The sequence below is a fragment of the Actinomyces sp. Z5 genome (genome assembly GCF_003287795.1).
GTDB lineage: Bacteria > Actinomycetota > Actinomycetes > Actinomycetales > Actinomycetaceae > Actinomyces > Actinomyces glycerinitolerans.
Genome location: NZ_QMIN01000066.1, coordinates 15,529 through 31,996, shown reverse-complemented (window position 1 = coordinate 31,996; position 16,468 = coordinate 15,529). Strand labels below are relative to the sequence as shown.

Sequence of the window (16,468 nt, the reverse complement as noted above, 5' to 3'; positions counted from 1 at the left end):
TTCACCGTGCCGGACTTGTCTGCCGGCGACCCCGGCGTCTGGGGGCGGGGATCATCTGCTACGCCACTTCCCGGTCTGCAACGCCACTTCGGGGTTAACAACGCCTGTTAACGGTTTACTGAAGGGCTCCGAGGTATACAGCAGAGCGTTAAGTGGCGTTGTTAACGTCCAACCGGCGTAGCAGAGCCCCCAGTCCACTCGCTCGCCGGCCCAGGCTCTCGACCGGCCCGTGGACACCACACCCACAAACCGGAAGAGCTCTTTAACACGAAGAGACCGCTGAGGGTGCAACCGACCTCGGTACGTAAGATCTACCGACCTCGGTGAAGGGTCGGGGCGGGGCGGGGAGGGGTCTGCGGGCTCAGCGGGCCAGGAAGAAGCGGGCGGAGGGGTCGTCCGTCTCCTCTTGGTAGGTGTAACCGAGCCGGTCCATGTGCTCGGTCAGCTCGGCGTCGTCCGGGCCGGCTTCGAAGGCCGTCAGGATGCGCCCGTAGTCGGCGCCATCGGTGCGGTAGTGGAACAGGGTGATGTTCCAGCGAGTCCCCAGGATCTCCAGGAACCGGGTCAACGCCCCGGGAGACTCCGGGAACTCGAAGCTGAACAGCCGCTCTACCAGGCCCTCCGGGGCCCGCCCGCCGATCATGGAGCGCACATGCACCTTGGCGAGCTCGTCCTCGGTCAGGTCCACCACGCCGTAGCCGGCGGCCTCCAGGTCGGCGACGATCTCGCGGCGCTCGTCGCGTCCGCGAGTGAGCCGCACGCCCACAAAGATTCGGGCCGGTGCGCCCGCGGGGGCCGAGGCGGACGCCCGGTAGTTGAATTCGGTGACCGCGCGGCCGCCCAACACGGAGGCGAAGCGCAGGAACTCGCCCTGCACCTCGGGGATGGTCACGCCCAGGATGGCCTCGCGCTGCTCGCCGATCTCGGCGCGTTCGGAGATGTAGCGCAGTTGGTGGAAGTTCAGATTCGCCCCCGACAATACGCAGGCCAGCCGCTCGCCGGAGAGGTCGTGCGCGGCCACGTACTGCTTCAGTCCCGCCAGGGCGACGGCTCCGCTAGGCTCCGGCACGGCGCGCAGGTCCTCGAACAGGTCGCGCACGGCGGCGGAGACCTCGTCGGAGGAGACGGTCACGACGTCGTCGAGCAGCTGCGCACACAGGCGGAAGGTCTCATCCCCGATGCGGCGCACCGCCACACCCTCGGCGAACAGGCCGACGTGCTCCAGCGTGACCGGCTCCCCGGCGGCCAGTGCGGCATTCAGGCAGGCGGACTCCTCGTGCTCGACGCCGATGACCTGTACCTGCGGCATCAACTGCTTGATCAGCACGGCGATGCCGGAGACCAGGCCACCACCGCCCACGGGCACGAACACGCGGTCCAGATCGGCGTCCTGCTGGATCATCTCCAACCCGATGGTGCCCTGGCCGGCGATGACGCGGGGATCGTCGAAGGGGGCGATGTAGGTCAGCCCCTCGGCCTTGGCCAGGCGCAGCGCCTCGGCCTTGGCGGCGTCGAAGTTGTCTCCGCTCAGCAGCACCTCGCCACCCAGGGTGCGCACGGCGTCGACCTTGATGCGGGGGGTGACGGTGGGCATGACGATCAGTGCGCGCACCCCCAGCAGGGAGGCGGAGCGGGCGACCCCCTGGGCGTGGTTGCCGGCGGAGGCGGTGACCACGCCGCGCTCGCGCTCGGCGTCGGACAGTGAGCGCATGGCGTTGTAGGCGCCGCGGATCTTGAAGGAATGAACGGACTGCAGGTCCTCGCGCTTGACCTCAACCGTGTTGCCCAGGCGGGTCGACAGCGCGGGCATCGGCTGAAGAGGGGTGTGCTCGGCGGCCTCATAGACGGGGGCGCGCAGAATCTCCCGCAGGTAGCGGGCACCGTCCCAATGGGAGTTGGGGTCGGCGTGGTTTCCGTTGCTTCCGGCATCGCTCACGCTCTCAGCCTAACTGGGGGCGCGCCTTGGAAACGCACGGCCTTCTAGAAGCAAGAGCGATGAGTATGAGCAAGGTCAGTGGATAGACTGTATGTCGACGGGGACCTTTGGCCTAGAGTCCGGTCTGCTTGATTTGCTTCCAACCGTGCTTTCAAGGAGTACAACATGACCAAGATCGCCGTGATCACCGGCTCCGTTCGACCCAACTCCGTGGGCGGGCCCGTCGCTCAGTGGGTTGCCGAGAAGGCCAACACCGTTGCGGGCGTGCAGGCCGAGGTCCTCGAGCTCGCCGCCTTCAACCTGCCGGTCTTCGCCGAGGAGCTTCCCCCGATGGCCGCCCCCGCCAAGGACCCTGCCGCGGTGAAGTGGAACGAGACCCTGGCGGCATACGACGCCTACGTCTTCGTCACCCCGGAGTACAACCACTCCGTCCCGGGCGCGCTGAAGAACGCGATCGACTTCATCACCCCGTCCGTGCTGGCCAACAAGGCCGTCGGCCTGGTCGGCTACTCCTTCTCCGCCGGCCACCGGCCGATCGAGGCCCTGCGCCTGATTCTGTCGAACTTCACCACCGGCGTGGTGGGGCCGCAGGTCAACCTGCACCTGGCCACCGACTTCGAGAACATGTCCAGTTTCGCCCCGGCCGCCTTCCACGACAGCGAGGTCCCCGCAATGGTCGAGGCGATCGTCGCCCAGGACCAGGCGCTGGCCGCGCTGCGCTGAATCCGTCTCGCGCTGCCCATACACGCGGGAGCCCGTCACCTCGCAAGGTGGCGGGCTCCCCGTCCATTTGGGTCTTGAGCGGCGCTCAGCTGCCTGTGTGGGCCCCTCAGGCCAGCTTGAGCTTGCGGTAGCGGTTCACCGCGGCTGCCACGTCCACCATGCGCGGGCGCACCAGGAAGGCCGGGCGACGATCCAACGCGTCCAGGCCCTCATCGTCCAGCAGCGCGTCCAGGTCATCCAGACACTGGGCCAGCGTCGACTCCCCGTCGAAGCGCTGCTCCAGCAGCGCCCGCAGGGCGTAGGCCACGGCCTCCGCCTGCCCGGACTCGACCACGCCGGCCACGTCGGAGATGTCGATGTCCTCCCGGTCCAGGGTGAGCGAGTCCGTGCCGCGGGCGCGCGTGCGCACCGGGCCGCGCTGGGTGCGCTGCGAGGGCAGTGGCACGCGCGGGGTCTGCATGGGGAAGTCCGCCAGCGCCGTGGCCTCCCGCGGCTGCGCCGCAGCGACCTCGGCGGCCCGCTCGGTGGCGTCGTGCAGCACGTAGGAGTCCAGCAGCAGCACCCGGTCGGCCACATCCAGGTAGTCCCCGGAACCGCCCATCACCAGCACGGTGGACACGCCCGCCTCGGCCAGCGCGCCCACCCGGTCCACGAACGGGGTGATCGGCTCCTGGTCGTCGGCCACCAGCGTGCGCATGCGCGCATCGCGGATCAGGAGGTTGGTGGCTGAGGTGTCCTCATCCAGCAGCAGCGCCGAGGCGCCCGCCTCGATCGACTCCACGATGGAGGCCGCCTGCGAGGTGGAACCGGAGGCATTGGTGGTGGTGAAGGAGGCGGTGTCCCTCCCGCCGGGCAGGTGGGAGATGAACGGGGTCAGGTCCACGCCCGTGACCGCCCGGCCATCCGCGGCGCGTACCTTGACGGCGTCCGGGACCGTGGCGACCAGCTCGCGGCCGTCGCCCGGCACGTGCGGGTAGACGCCGCGTTCGATCGCACTCAGCAGCGTGGACTTGCCGTGGTAGCCGCCGCCGACGATGAGCGTTACTCCGGAGCCGACGGCGGTGCCGCGCACCTCGCCGGCGTGCGGCAGGGTGACGGTGGCGGCCAGCGAGTCCGGGGCGGTCAGCGCGACGGCGCCCTCCTCCATGGGTGCATCGCTGACGCCGGAGCGGCGGGGCAGGATCGACCCGTCGGCGAGGAAGGAGACCCAGCCGTTGTCGAGCACCGCCCGCGTCAGCGCCCGGTGGTCCTCCAGGGCGGCGACGTGCGCCAGCAGGCGCTCGGCACGCTCGCCGGTCAGGTCCAGGGCCGCGTTGACTTCGCGGGTCAGGTCCAGGTTGAAGATGTTCGCGGCCTCGCGGCCGCGGATGGAGCGGCCACGGGCCGGCAGCGCCACCCGGGCGCGGATCTCAATGATGAAGTCGGGGCCGGAGGCGGCAGCCGGGGCGGGCGCCTCCTCTGCTTCAGCACCTGCGACCTCGGCAGCGTCCTCGGCGTCCTCGACGGCGTCCGGGGCCTGTGGAGCGGAGGCGGCGGACGCCGGCTCGGTGAACTCGATCTGCGCCGACGGCGCCGCAATCGTGGTGTCGGCGGGCTCGGTGGAGCCGATGGCAGCGGCGAAGTCATCCGCGGCGGGCATGTCCTCTTCGGCAGCGGCCTGAGCGGCGTCATCTTCGGCGGCGGCATCATCCTCGGTGGCGGTAGCGTGGGGGCTGCTCGCCTCGTCCACTGCAACGGACTCGTCCGCGTCTTCGGCGTCCGTCTCGGTCAGCACCGTGAACAGGTCCACGACCTCGTCGGCCTGCTTTGCGGGGCCGCGCGATTCCTCCGCGTCCGCGGCGGAGGCATCGGCGTCGGTCTGCGCCTCGGGATCGGCCTCGGCCGGGGCGGAGACGATGACGGAGCAGCGTTCGAGAATCTCCTGGCCGGGGCCGGCGATCGAGAGGTTGGTGCCGCGGAAACCGCGGTGCAGTTCCCGGGTGAGGAAGTCGCCCACCGCGACGCGCCGGTCGTGGGTGGACAGCAGGTCCTCCTCGTGCAGCAGCTTCAGACCCGGCAGGTCGGCAGGAACCTGAATGCGGATGCGGGTGGGCGGGGCGTAGGGGTCGGGCTGGACGTAGTCGACGTGCAGGACCCAGCCCTCGGGGGCGCGGTAGTGGCCGACCGTGTCGCGGTAGGCGGAATAGGAGCGGCCGTCGAGTACGTGCAGGTAATCCACCAGGTCGCTGAGCGTGCCCTTGCGCGGGCCCTTCTCGTGGCGGCGGCCCTCGCGCCGGTAGTCGCGGTCCCGGTCTCCCCGGTCGTATCCGCGTCCGCCGCGGTCATACCCCCGGCCGCCCCGGTCGTATCCGCGGCCGCCGCGGTCATACCCCCGGCCGCCCCGGTCGTATCCGCGTCCGCCGCGGTCGTCGCGCTGGAAGTCGCGTCCGCGCCGGTCGCCATAGCCGCGGTTGTCGCGATAATCGCGGTCCTCCCGGTGGTTGCGGTAGCCCCGGCCGTCGCGGTCGTAGCCGCGTCCGCCCCGGTCGTATCCCCGGCCGTCGCGGTCGCGGTTATAGCCCCGGTCGTCGCGCCGGTCGCCATAGCCGCGATCCCGGCCGTAGCCGCGCTCGCCGTCGCCCCGGTAGTTGCTGCGGTAGCCACGGTCGTAGCCGCCGGAGCCGCGGTAGTCTCCGCGGTCGCGCCGGTCGCCGCGGTCATTGCCACGGTCATATCGGTCGCGCCGGTTGCCGCGGTCGCCATAGCCGCGGTCGTCTGTGAAGTCACTGCGCTCACTCATGCCCTGATATTGGCACATTTCCGGCGCGATCCCTGCGGTGCGGTCCGCCGACGGCGAGTTGCACCCGGCACCGCGTGGGCTCCGCCACCGAGGCGGACGGCGGGCCGGGCTTACGGCAGCCCGGCCGTTGCCCGTACGGTCGGGTCGTGATCACTTCCATGAGCCTGCTGGATTGCGCGGCCTTGATCCCTGCGTCCTGGAACCCGGCGTCCGCTGCCCTGACGGCGGCACCGGTCTTCGGAACGGTGTCGGCCGCACACAACGCAGGCTTGGCGCCGGCCATTACCGGCTTCGCCACCGGCCTGGGGCTGATCGTGGCCATCGGCGCACAGAACGCGTGGGTACTGCGCCAGGGCGTACGCCGCGAACACGTCGGGCTGGTGATAGCCATCTGTGCGCTCAGCGACTTGGCGCTCATCGCCATTGGCACCGGCGGGATCGGCGTGGTGGCGCGCCTGGCCCCCTGGGCGCTGGAGGTGTTGCGCTGGGGCGGCGTGCTCTACCTGATCGGCTTCGCGATCTCCAGCTTCCGGTCGGCCATGCGTCCCGGTGCGCTTGAGCAGGAGCAGGCGCGTCCGGCGTCGTCGGTGGCGCTGACGACGCTCGCGCTCACCTGGCTGAACCCGCACGTCTATCTCGACACCGTGCTGATGCTCGGCACGGTCACCAACGGCTTCGGGGCGGCCCGGTGGGTGGCCGCCGCCGGCGCCGGTACGGCGTCGATCCTGTGGTTCACGGCGCTGGGCCTGGGGGCGCGGGCGCTGTCCGGGCCGCTGTCCAGCCCACGCACCTGGCGCGTGCTGGATGTACTGGTCGGCCTGGTCATGCTGGGGGTGGCCGTCAACCTGGCGCTGGGTGCCTGAAGGCCGGGGCATTCCTCGCCGCTGCCGGCTCCGGTAGGGCGCCGGGTGGGAACGTAACGGGCCGGGTAGAGACGCTGAACGCCTCTACCCGGCCCGAACGCGTTGCCGCGGCCTCGGTGTGCTTACACCGCCTCGGGCGGCAGCACGTCCGTCTGGGCGGGCACGTTCGCGATCCCGATCGGGCAGGTGATCCCGTTGGGGCCGTGGTTGCAGTAGCCGTCGGGGTTCTTCTCCAGGTAGCCCTGGTGGTAGTCCTCCGCCAGGTAGAAGGGGCCGCCGAAGTCGGCGTAAAGCTCGGTGGCCGGCGCGATGGTCGTCACGCAGGTGCCGCGGCCCAGCCGCGTCAGCTCCCCCTGGAAGGCGGTGCGGATCGCCAGGGCGGCGTTGGCCTGCGCCGACGTGGTGGTCCACACCGCCGAGCGGTACTGGGTGCCGACGTCGTTGCCGTGCCGGTTCAGCTGGGTGGAGTCGTGGTTCTCCCAGAAGGTGCGCAGCAGGCTCTCCCCGCCCTGCCCGCACACGTCCGGGTCATAAGCCACGCGCACCGTCTCGGCGTGACCGGTGGCGCCGGTGCACACCTCCCGGTAGGTGGCGTTCGGGGTGGTGCCGCCCATGTAGCCCACGGCGGTGGCCACGACGCCGGGCTGGCGCCACAGGAAGCGCTCCACACCCCAGAAACAGCCGCCCGCCAGGTAGAGCACCTGAGTGCCCTCGGGCCAGGGGCCGTCCAGGGGAGTGCCCAGGACGACGTGGTCACCCGGGTTGGGCAGGAGCGTGGTCTCCCGGCCGGGAATCTGAGGGTTGCGGGCCGGGCGGGGGCGCGCCGTCGGCGCGGCGGCGGGAGCGGGCTGTGTAGCTGCTGTCATGGGGGTGACCGTACTCGGGGCGGCCGAGCGCGTTAAGTGTGAACCATGGGAGTACGCCGGAGGCGTATGCGCGGGCACCCCCGCGGCACCCCGGTCGAAAACGCCACGCTCGCGCCGACCCGGGAATGCGGCGCGAGGCGTGGAGTAGTGGAGTAAGAGTGGGAACAGGAGAGGAACAAGCGCGCCCCGTGCCCGCCGCGTGGGCGGGAACGGGGCGCGTTGATCGTTGGTGTGGTCTACAGCGCCTTGACGTCGATGATCTCGGCGGTTATTTCCTTGCCGGTGGGCGCGTTGTAGGTGACGGTCTCGCCGGCACGGTGCCCCATGAGGGCGCGGCCGAGTGGGGCGTCGGGGGAGAAGACCTTGACGCCCTCGGGGACGTCCGCGGTGATCTCCTGCCCGCCCAGGGCGAAGGATTGCTCGCGGCCGGCGACCTTCGCCGTGACGACGGTGCCCGCGGCGACGGAGCCGTCGAAGCTGGCGGCGCCCACCTGCGCGTGCTCCAGCATCTCGGTGAGCGTGACAATGCGGGCCTCGTTGAGCGAGGCCTCCTCGCGGGCCGCGTGATAGCCGGCGTTCTCCCGCAGGTCGCCCTCCTGGCGGGCGGCCTCCACGCGCTGGGCGATCGCCTTGCGCTCAACGTTCTTGCGGCGCTCGAGTTCCTCGGTGAGTCGGTCGAACGCCTCCTGGGTGAGCCAGGTGCCCTGCTGTTCGGTGGTCTCTTCGGCCATGGTTCCTCCTTGCGAACGGGCGGCAGAAATCCTCAGGAATCCTCAGGTGCTGTCCGGATATAAACCGCGAGTCTATACGTTCCCGCCGCCCCGTGGGTCGGCGACGGCGGTGTGCGTGGCCATGTCGGCCGGATGTCTGCGGTGGGCGCGGCGCGGTTCGCGGCCTCTCAGCCCAGCACCGCCAGATAACAGGCCACGCAGTGGCAGGCCCACGCGGCCACCGTGCACGTATGGAAGATCTCATGGAAGCCGAACCAGCGGGGGAACGGGTCGGGGCGCTTGCGCGCGTAGATGACACCGCCCGTCGTATAGACGACGCCGCCGGCCACCAGCAGCCAGAAGACCGCCGGACCGCCGGTGACCCAGAATTGGGGCAGGAACCACAGCGCCACCCAGCCGAGCAGGATGTAGAACAGGGTCGACAGCCAGCGCGGCGCCGTCGGCCACAGCAGCGTGGTGAGGATGCCGAGTGCGGCCCCGCCCCACACGATTCCCAGCACCAGGCGGGCCGTGCCGGCGTCGAGCAGTGCCACCGACAGGGGTGTGTAGGTGCCGGCGATCAGCAGGTAGATGTTGGCATGGTCGAAGCGCTGCAGCACCGTGGACACGGCGCTGGGGAAGTGGCCGTTGGAGATGTGGTAGACGCCCGAATTGGCGAACAGCAGCAGCGAGCAGGCCAGGTAGGCGGCACACGCCCACTTCAGCCCTGCACCCGGCGCCAGCACCGTCAGCACGATGCAGGCGGCCAGCGCCAGGGGAGCGGTGCAGGCGTGGATCCACCCGCGCAGCTTGGGTTTGACGGCGCGGGCGAGGTCGTTGGCGGCGCTGATTGCGGCCGCGCCGCGCGACCGGGCGGAAGTACGCATCGACGGTTCTCCTCACGTGGACGTCCCAGCAACCTACGCTACCGTAACTTACGCTTCCGTAGGTTTGTGGGGAAGGTGGGCTAGGGCTCACTCGCGGTACCCTCGGAGCTGGGCGCGCCCACCGACCCTGGTGCGGCGGCGTCATAGCGGACCGGCGCGCACAGAAAGAGACGAGCCATGGCGGGCGACAACCTCCTGTACGACCTCTACGAGCGCCGCCTGGTCGCCCAGGTCAAACCCGACCGCGTGCCCGAGCATGTGGGTGTCATCCTCGACGGCAACCGCCGTTGGGCGCGGGCCATGGGTATCGGCACCGCGCAGGGGCACAAGCGTGGCGCCGACAAGATCGAGGAGTTCCTGGGGTGGGCGGAGGATGCCGGCGTCGGTGTGGTCACCCTGTGGCTGCTGAGCACCGACAACCTCTCACGCGACCCCGCCGAGCTCTCACCACTGCTGGACATCATCGCCCACGCCGTCGACGAGTTGGCCGCCGCCGGCCGCTGGCGGTTGCGTCTGGTTGGGAATGTGGACCTGTTGCCCGCGCCCGTGGCGGACCGGCTGCGCGCCGCCGTCGCGTCCACCGCCGGGCGCGACGACGGCGGCCCCGACGACGGGAGCGTCGGCCCCGGTGCCGGATCCGCCGCCGGCGCCTCGGCGTCTGCGGCGGGGAATGCCGGTGGGCCGGGCGTGGATGGGCGCATGCAGGTCAACGTTGCCGTCGGCTACGGCGGGCGCCAAGAGATTGCCGACGCCGTGCGCTCCCTGCTGCGTGAGCGCGCCGCCGCCGGCGCCACGCTGGAGCAGGTCGCCGACTCCCTGTCCGAGGAGGACATCACTGCGCACCTGTACACCAAGGGGCAGCCCGACCCCGAGCTGGTCATCCGCACCTCGGGGGAGCAGCGCCTGTCCGGCTTCCTGCTGTGGCAGTCGGTCCACTCCGAGTACTACTTCTGCGAGGTGTACTGGCCGGACTTCCGCCGCATCGACTTCCTGCGGGCGCTGCGCGACTACGGGCGACGCGAGCGCCGATTGGGCAAGTAGCCGAGGTTTCTTCGGACGCCGGACCCCGCCGTCGGCGGTGGCTCAGTTGCTGGTCGTCGGCGGGTAGGCCCGTGACTGTAGGCCCGCGCCGACGGTGCTCCGGCCACCACGCCTCGTTGTGCTCAGCGTTCCGGCAGCGACAGCGGGTATGGTGAGCGGTATCACAGACGGGCCGGGGCCGGACGTCGGGTACAGCCCGCCGAGCACAGACGGAGACAGCCATGCGAACCTACGTCCTGGACACCTCGGTCCTACTGTCGGACCCCCGCGCCGTGTTGCGCTTCGATGAGCACGCCGTCGTGCTGCCGGTCGTGGTGGTCACCGAGTTGGAGGGCAAGCGTCACCACCCCGAGCTGGGCTACTTCGCCCGCTCCGCACTGCGGCTGCTCGACGGCCTGCGCGAGCAGCACGGCCGGCTCGACCGCCCCATCCCCGTGGGCGATCGCGGCGGCACGGTGCGGGTCGAGCTCAACGGCGCCGACGACCACGTGCTGCCCGCCGCCATGCGCCTGGGCGATAACGACTCCCGCATCCTGTCCGTGGCCGTCACCCTTGCCCGCCGCGCCCGGCAGGGAGGGGACGACGGCGAGGTCGTCGTCGTGTCCAAGGACCTGCCCATGCGTATCAAGGCCGCGGCCGTCGGGCTGACCGCGGAGGAGTATCGGGCCGAGCTCGCCAGCGAGGACATCTACTCCGGCATGACCGCTGTAACTGTCACCGCGGAGGAGATCTCCCGCCTGTGGGACGACGGCGTCCTGGACCTGTCCGGGCTGACGGACGAGGAGGCCGCCGACGACCTGGCGGCTCAACCCACCCACACCGGCGTGGTGGTGACCTCCCCACGCGGATCGGCGCTGGCCACCGTGGTCGGCGGGACCCTGCACCTGGTCGACCCCTCCCGCGAGGTCTTCGGCGTGCGCGGGCGCAGCGCCGAGCAGCGCATCGCCATCGACCACCTGCTCAACCCCGACATCGGCATCGTCTCACTGGGCGGCCGTGCGGGCACCGGCAAGTCCGCCCTGGCGCTGAGCGCCGGCCTGGACGCCGTCGTCAACCGGCACGAGCACCGCAAGGTGATGGTGTTCCGGCCCCTGTACGCGGTGGGCGGGCAGACCCTCGGCTACCTGCCCGGCGACTCGGCGGAGAAGATGTCCCCCTGGGGGGACGCGGTGTTTGACACCCTCAGCTCGGTGGTGCCCACGGACCGAATCGACCGGATCGTCGCCGCCGGGCAGCTGGAGGTGCTGCCGCTGACGCACGTGCGCGGACGCTCCCTGCACGACGCCTTCGTGATCGTGGACGAGGCCCAGTCGCTGGAGCGCAATGTGCTGCTGACGGTGCTGTCCCGGATCGGCCAGAACTCCAAGGTGGTGCTCACCCACGACGTCGCCCAGCGGGACAACCTGCGGGTGGGCCGCTGGGACGGCGTGGTCAGCGTGGTCGAGTCCCTGAAGGACCGGGACCTGTTCGCGCACGTCGACCTGGTGCGCACCGAGCGCAGCGAGATCGCCGAGCTGGTCACGCGCATGCTCGACGAGATCCCGCTGTACTGAGTGCCGAACCTGCCCGCCGCTGCGGAAGGGGCAGGGCGGGGTCAGGCGGTGTGGCTCTCCAGCTCGGCGCGGGTGGGCGGGTTGGCGCCGGCGCGGGAGACGGTGATGTCCGCGATGGCGGCCGCATGCCGCAGCACGCGCTCGAGCGCCGCGGCGTCGATGTTGCGCAGCGCCTCACGCTGCTCGGCGCCCACCAGGCCCTCGGCCCAGATGCCGTCCTCGAGCCCGCCCATGAAGGAGTCGCCCGCGCCGACGGTGTCGGAGACCACCACGGTGGGGTCGGCGGGCACCTCCATGCGCAGCCCGGAGGCGGTCACCGCCAGCGAACCCTGCTTGCCGCGGGTGACGACGACGACGGCCGCGCCCAGCTTCAGCCAGTCGCGCGCCACGGCCTCGACATCCGCGTCCTCACCGTAGAACCAGGCAATGTCCTCATCGGAGCACTTGACCACATCGGCCAGGGCGATCAGCCGCTCGACCTGCGCGCGTGCCTGCTCGGGCGTGCCCATCAGCTGCGGGCGGGCGTTGGGGTCGTAGCAGATCGTGGAGGTGGCCCGGTAGTCGGACAGCACCTGTTCGACCGTGCGTGCGCCGGGCTGGAGGACCGCCCCGATGGAGCCGGTGTGCACCAGCAGTGGCGCGGGGGCGCCCTCAGTGCGCTGCGGGTAGGGCGGATTCCAGTCCAGGTCGAACACGTAGGTGGCGGCGCGGTCGGCGCCGATGGTGGCCTGTGCCGTCGAGGTGCGCTCGGCGCCGTCGGACCCCGGTGTCAGCCGCACTCCGGAGGCCTCCAGGTGCGCCTTCACCGCCAGGCCGCGCGGGTCGGTGCCGATCCAGCAGTCCAGCTCGGCGTCGCGGCCCAGGCGGCTGAGCCCCAGGGCGACGTTGGCGGGGGAGCCGCCGGGAATGTCTTGGGCGGGTTGACCGGGGTGGATGACGACGTCGACGAGCGCCTCGCCGATGACGAGGGCGGCGCCTGCGGGGCCGGGTGCGGACATGTTGGGCTCCTCATGGTTGATGGGCGGTGGCGAGGGCGGACGGTGACAAGCGAATACGGGGCGGAAGGGCGCTCAGAAGGGTGTGGAATTGGCGTCGGGGCCGGCGGATTCGGCGGGCTCGCTGCCGTTGCCGGCGACGGCGGCCAGGCGGGCGCGTGCGTCGTCGAGCCAGGACTGGCAGCGGGCGGCCAGGGCCTCGCCGCGCTCCCACAGCTTCAGGGCCTCCTCCAGGGGAACCTGACCGGCCTCCAGGCGCTGGACGACGCCGACCAGCTGCTCGCGGGCCTGCTCGTAGGGCAGGGAGGCGACGTCGGCGTTGGCGTCTGCGGGGCCGATCGACTCAGCGGGGGAGGGTGCGCTCATGGCACCGATTGTTGCACGCGGGCGGCGGATGTGCGCCAGTTAACGCTCGGGCATGATGAATCCGGATCGAGACTCCGCGCGAACCGGCAAGCAACTGCACGCCTGGTACGCCGATGGTCTTGATGGCCCGCGCCTGCATCGCGGCGGACCACATGGGAGATACTTACCGCCTGCCCGAGTGTCTGCAGGAGGGAGTGACCGATGAGTCCTGGTTGCAAGGCTGACCGGGTCACCATCAAGGATGTGGCCCGGGAGGCCGGCGTATCCGTCACGACGGTCTCGCACGCCTTGAACAACCCGGAGGGATCGCGCGTCTCGGAGGAGACCCGCAGCCACGTCAAGTCCGTGGCGGCGGCTCTCGGCTACCGCGCCAATCCCTCCGCCCGCGCCCTGCGCACTCGACGCACGGACACGATCGCCTTGGTCGGGCGCCAACTGGCCACCACCGAACACCTGGGCCGCATGGTGCTGGGAGCCCAGGACGCCGTGCGCGCCCGCGGCGGGCTGCTCATCGTCGCCGACACGGCCGACGACGAGGACGGTGTGATCGCCACCCTCATGGACCATCAAGTCGACGGCGTCATCCTCGGTGCCCTCTACCACCAGAAGGTGACGGTGCCATCGGCCTTGGCGGGCGTGCCCACGGTGGTGGTCAACGCCTTCACCGCCGACGCCCGTTACTCCTGGGTAGTGCCGGATGAGGTGGCCGGCGGCCGCGCCGGCGCCGAGGCGCTGTTAGCGTCCGGGCACCGCCGCGTGGCCATGATCAACAATCAGGATGACATCCCCGCGGCTCACGGGCGCGCACAGGGATTCCTCGCCCGCTGCCGCGCTAGTGGCATCGAGCCCGTCGTTGTCGCCTGCACGCCGACCGGTCGCGCCGCTCACGACGCCGCCATCCGGCTGCTCGACGCGCCACCGGCACAGCGCCCCACCGGAGTGTTCTGCTTCGCCGACGCCATGGCCATGGGCGTGTACGCGGCCGCCGCCGAGTTGGGACTGCGCATACCGCAGGACCTGTCCGTGGTCGGATTCGACGACATGGTGCTGATCAACGAGTCGCTGTCCCCGCCGTTGACCTCCATCGCCCTCCCGCACGCGGAGATGGCGGCGTGGGCGGTGGAGCGGCTCTACGGCCTGCTGGACAACCCGGATGCGCAGCCGCAGAACCTGCGAATCGTCGGGCGCGTGGTTGAGCGGGAGTCGGTGACGCGGCCGGGAAGCTGAATCTGGCACTCGGCAGGGGCGGGCTCGGCGCAGGTGGGTCAGGTGGGTGTAGTCCGACCCGGCGCGGGGCGGCGTTTCGTTATTCGGGTGCGTTGGAGGCGGGCTTGGTGGTACCCACGACCTGCGCCACCAGGCGGCCCGAGGCCAGCACGCCCTCGATCAGGTCGCCCTTCTTCAGCTGCTGGGCGGAGGTGATGATGCCGCCGCCCGGGCTGCGCAGGATCGCGTAGCCCCGGTCGAGCACACCCTGGGGGGACAGGGCCCGCAGGCGGGCGTGATCGGCGCGCAGATCGGCGTCGGCCAGGGACAGCGTGGCGGACAGCGCCCGGCGCATGCGCTCGCGGGCCTGCTCCAGCTCGGCAACCCGGTCGCGCACGATGAGCGTCGGATCGGCCATCACCGGCCGGGCCAGCACCTGGTCCAGGCCACGCTGCTCGGCGTCCAGGCGGGAGCGCAGCACCGTGCGCATGCGCTCACGGGCCTGGTCCAGCCCCATGGTCTCCTCGGCCAGATCCGGCACAATGCGACGGGCCGCATCCGTGGGGGTGGACGCCCGGTAGTCGGCGACAAGGTCCAGCAGCGGGCAGTCGGTCTCGTGCCCGATCGCGGAGACGATCGGGGTGCGGGCGGCGGCCGCGGCCCGCACCAGCCCCTCGTCGGAGAATGGCAGCAGGTCCTCCACGGCCCCACCCCCGCGCGCCACCACGATCACGTCCACGCTCGGGTCGGCGTCGAGCTCCCGGATGGCGGCGGTGACCTCGCGCACCGCCTGCGCCCCCTGCACGGCTACCTCGCGGATCTCGAAGGGCAGGCCGGGCCAGCGCAGGCGGGCGTTGACGACGACGTCGTCCTTGGCCTTGGCGTTGCGGCCGCAAACCAGCCCGACCTTGCGGGGCAGGAAGGGCAGTGGGTGCTTGCGCTCGGCGTCGAACAGGCCCTCGGCCGCCAGGATCCGGCGCAGCTGCTCGATGCGGGCCAGCAGGTCGCCGATACCGACCGGGCGGATGTCGTCGGCGCGCAACTCCAGGCTGCCGCGCTTGGTCCAGAAGCGCGGTTTGGCGTGGACGACGACGCGGGCCCCCTCGGTCACCTGCACGCCGGTGGCCCGCTCGATGGCGGCCAACTCCCGGGTGAACACGGACACGGACATGGACATGTCGGCGTCTGCGTCGCGCAGGGTCAGGTACTGCATGCCCGAGCCGGGGCGCCGGTTGAACTGGACGATCTGCCCCTCCACCCACACGAAGGTCATCTTGTTGACGTACTCGTCGATCTTGGTGGACAGCAGCCGCAGCGGCCAGGGGTTCTCCGGGGTGGTCTCACGCGCCAGACGGGCCAGGGGCCGGCTCGTGCCGGGACCAGCGGGCTGGGCGGCGGGCGGGTTCAGGGGCGCCTGCGCGGGCGGCGAAGGTGTGCGGCGGGGCGAGGAGTCGGTCACGTGCTCCACTGTGCCACGTTAAACGCCGCCGGGGCGTGTTCGCCCGACCGGGTGGTGTGGCACAGTGGGGGCGTGACGATTGCTCAAGTTGCGGGTGCGCCGGATGCCGCCGGCCGGCCCGGAAAGCGCATCCTGCTGGCCTCCCCACGCGGCTACTGCGCCGGCGTGGATCGCGCCGTCGACGCCGTGGAACAGGCCCTGGCCCTCTATGGGGCACCGATTTACGTGCGCAAGGAGATCGTGCACAACAAGTACGTGGTCGAGGCGCTCTCGAAGCGGGGCGCGGTGTTCGTCTCGGAGACCGATCAGGTGCCCGAGGGGGCGCGCGTGGTCTTCTCAGCCCACGGCGTGTCCCCGGCCGTGCACGCGCAGGCGGCCGCACGCCACCTGCAGACGATCGACGCGACCTGCCCGCTGGTGACGAAGGTACACAAGCAGGCGATTCGTTTCGCCAAGGACGACTACGACATCATCCTGGTCGGTCACTCGGGCCACGAGGAGGTCGAGGGGACCCAGGGGGAGGCACCCGACCATATTCAGGTGGTCAACGGCCCCGACGAGGTCGACTCCGTACAGGTGCGCGACCCGAGCAAGGTGGTGTGGATCAGCCAGACCACCCTGTCCGTGGACGAGACCATGGAGACGGTGCGGCGCCTGCGGGAGCGCTTTCCGGGCCTGAGTGACCCGCCCGGTGACGACATCTGCTACGCCACTCAGAACCGGCAGGGGGCCGTCAAGACCATCGCCTCGCAGGTGGACGTGATGATCGTGGTCGGCTCCGGCAACTCCTCCAACTCCGTGCGACTGAAGGAGGTTGCCCTGGAGGCCGGCGCGCCCGCCGCCCACCGGGTCGACTACGCCCGCGAGCTGGATCCCTCCTGGTTCGACGGCGCGAACACCGTGGGCCTGACCTCCGGGGCCTCGGTGCCGGAGATTCTGGTGCGCGAGGTGATCGAGCGACTGGGGGAGCTGGGGTTCACCGACGTCGAGCAGGTGCGTACCGCGACGGAGAAGATCGCCTTCTCCCTGCCGAAGAACCTGCGCGCCGACCTCAAGACCGCCGCCGGCGGCCGCGCCCCGGAGC

The 16,468-nt window shown here is 71.0% G+C and carries 13 protein-coding genes and 2 pseudogenes; 6 read left to right on the top strand and 9 right to left on the bottom strand.

Annotated features, from left to right (window positions below; genetic code table 11):
* Positions 1–361: 361 nt before the first annotated feature.
* Positions 362–1,936, bottom strand: a complete 1,575-nt coding sequence (ilvA, locus tag DRB06_RS09240) for a threonine ammonia-lyase, biosynthetic (RefSeq protein WP_111819774.1) — start codon at positions 1,934–1,936, stop codon at positions 362–364.
* A gap of 165 nt (positions 1,937–2,101) precedes the next feature.
* Between ilvA and DRB06_RS09235 the strand changes: the two genes are divergently transcribed.
* Positions 2,102–2,659, top strand: a complete 558-nt coding sequence (locus DRB06_RS09235; protein ID WP_073328365.1) for an NADPH-dependent FMN reductase — start codon at positions 2,102–2,104, stop codon at positions 2,657–2,659.
* A gap of 106 nt (positions 2,660–2,765) precedes the next feature.
* Here the strand turns inward: DRB06_RS09235 and DRB06_RS16965 are convergent.
* Both DRB06_RS16965 and DRB06_RS16960 read right to left on the bottom strand, forming a co-directional pair.
* Positions 2,766–4,070, bottom strand: a pseudogene (locus DRB06_RS16965) (P-loop domain-containing protein); the annotation flags it as partial.
* Between the two features lie 489 nt (positions 4,071–4,559).
* Positions 4,560–5,438, bottom strand: a pseudogene (locus DRB06_RS16960) (ABC-ATPase domain-containing protein); the annotation flags it as partial.
* A gap of 146 nt (positions 5,439–5,584) precedes the next feature.
* Between DRB06_RS16960 and DRB06_RS09220 the strand changes: the two are divergent.
* Positions 5,585–6,301, top strand: coding sequence for a LysE/ArgO family amino acid transporter (locus tag DRB06_RS09220; protein WP_258522217.1), 717 nt, complete (start codon positions 5,585–5,587; stop codon positions 6,299–6,301).
* A 122-nt stretch (positions 6,302–6,423) separates the two neighbouring features.
* On the opposite strand, the gene msrA is transcribed toward DRB06_RS09220, so the two are convergent.
* From msrA to DRB06_RS09205, 3 genes are all read right to left on the bottom strand, one after another.
* Positions 6,424–7,167: a peptide-methionine (S)-S-oxide reductase MsrA gene (msrA, locus tag DRB06_RS09215; RefSeq protein WP_111819773.1), complete on the bottom strand. Its 744-nt coding sequence runs from the start codon at positions 7,165–7,167 to the stop codon at positions 6,424–6,426.
* Positions 7,168–7,403: 236 nt separating this feature from the next.
* Entirely contained in the window at positions 7,404–7,898 is a 495-nt protein-coding gene (locus tag DRB06_RS09210) for a transcription elongation factor GreA (RefSeq protein WP_073328370.1), read from the bottom strand.
* A gap of 167 nt (positions 7,899–8,065) precedes the next feature.
* Positions 8,066–8,764, bottom strand: a complete 699-nt coding sequence (locus DRB06_RS09205) for a hemolysin III family protein (RefSeq protein ID WP_108968361.1) — start codon at positions 8,762–8,764, stop codon at positions 8,066–8,068.
* 177 nt (positions 8,765–8,941) lie between these two features.
* Between DRB06_RS09205 and uppS the strand changes: the two genes are divergently transcribed.
* Entirely contained in the window at positions 8,942–9,805 is an 864-nt protein-coding gene (gene uppS / locus DRB06_RS09200) for a polyprenyl diphosphate synthase (RefSeq protein ID WP_108968359.1), read from the top strand.
* Between the two features lie 221 nt (positions 9,806–10,026).
* Positions 10,027–11,358, top strand: coding sequence for a PhoH family protein (locus DRB06_RS09195; protein WP_073328378.1), 1,332 nt, complete (start codon positions 10,027–10,029; stop codon positions 11,356–11,358).
* A gap of 41 nt (positions 11,359–11,399) precedes the next feature.
* On the opposite strand, the gene DRB06_RS09190 is transcribed toward DRB06_RS09195, so the two are convergent.
* Together DRB06_RS09190 and DRB06_RS09185 are read right to left on the bottom strand one after the other, a co-directional pair.
* Complete coding sequence (locus tag DRB06_RS09190) at positions 11,400–12,356, bottom strand: carbohydrate kinase (protein ID WP_108968355.1); 957 nt, start codon at positions 12,354–12,356, stop codon at positions 11,400–11,402.
* Between the two features lie 72 nt (positions 12,357–12,428).
* The gene (locus tag DRB06_RS09185) at positions 12,429–12,719 is read right to left on the bottom strand and encodes an exodeoxyribonuclease VII small subunit (protein WP_073328383.1); all 291 of its coding nucleotides are present in this window, start codon (positions 12,717–12,719) and stop codon (positions 12,429–12,431) included.
* Positions 12,720–12,920: 201 nt separating this feature from the next.
* Between DRB06_RS09185 and DRB06_RS09180 the strand changes: the two genes are divergently transcribed.
* Positions 12,921–13,946: a LacI family DNA-binding transcriptional regulator gene (locus tag DRB06_RS09180; RefSeq protein ID WP_108968353.1), complete on the top strand. Its 1,026-nt coding sequence runs from the start codon at positions 12,921–12,923 to the stop codon at positions 13,944–13,946.
* A 79-nt stretch (positions 13,947–14,025) separates the two neighbouring features.
* On the opposite strand, the gene xseA is transcribed toward DRB06_RS09180, so the two are convergent.
* Positions 14,026–15,393, bottom strand: coding sequence for an exodeoxyribonuclease VII large subunit (gene xseA / locus DRB06_RS09175; RefSeq protein ID WP_108968351.1), 1,368 nt, complete (start codon positions 15,391–15,393; stop codon positions 14,026–14,028).
* Between the two features lie 63 nt (positions 15,394–15,456).
* On the opposite strand from xseA, the gene DRB06_RS09170 reads away from it, so the two are divergent.
* On the top strand, positions 15,457–16,468 hold a 1,012-nt coding region (locus DRB06_RS09170), incomplete at its 3' end, for a 4-hydroxy-3-methylbut-2-enyl diphosphate reductase (RefSeq protein ID WP_181575243.1).

Coding starts and splice junctions, on each gene's coding strand:
- DRB06_RS09235 (WP_073328365.1), top strand. CDS start 2,102: ATGACCAAGATCGCCGTGATCACCGGCTCCGTTCGACCCAACTCCGTG.
- DRB06_RS09195 (WP_073328378.1), top strand. CDS start 10,027: ATGCGAACCTACGTCCTGGACACCTCGGTCCTACTGTCGGACCCCCGC.
- uppS (WP_108968359.1), top strand. CDS start 8,942: ATGGCGGGCGACAACCTCCTGTACGACCTCTACGAGCGCCGCCTGGTC.
- DRB06_RS09185 (WP_073328383.1), bottom strand. CDS start 12,719: ATGAGCGCACCCTCCCCCGCTGAGTCGATCGGCCCCGCAGACGCCAAC.
- DRB06_RS09205 (WP_108968361.1), bottom strand. CDS start 8,764: ATGCGTACTTCCGCCCGGTCGCGCGGCGCGGCCGCAATCAGCGCCGCC.
- msrA (WP_111819773.1), bottom strand. CDS start 7,167: ATGACAGCAGCTACACAGCCCGCTCCCGCCGCCGCGCCGACGGCGCGC.
- DRB06_RS09180 (WP_108968353.1), top strand. CDS start 12,921: ATGAGTCCTGGTTGCAAGGCTGACCGGGTCACCATCAAGGATGTGGCC.
- DRB06_RS09210 (WP_073328370.1), bottom strand. CDS start 7,898: ATGGCCGAAGAGACCACCGAACAGCAGGGCACCTGGCTCACCCAGGAG.
- DRB06_RS09190 (WP_108968355.1), bottom strand. CDS start 12,356: ATGTCCGCACCCGGCCCCGCAGGCGCCGCCCTCGTCATCGGCGAGGCG.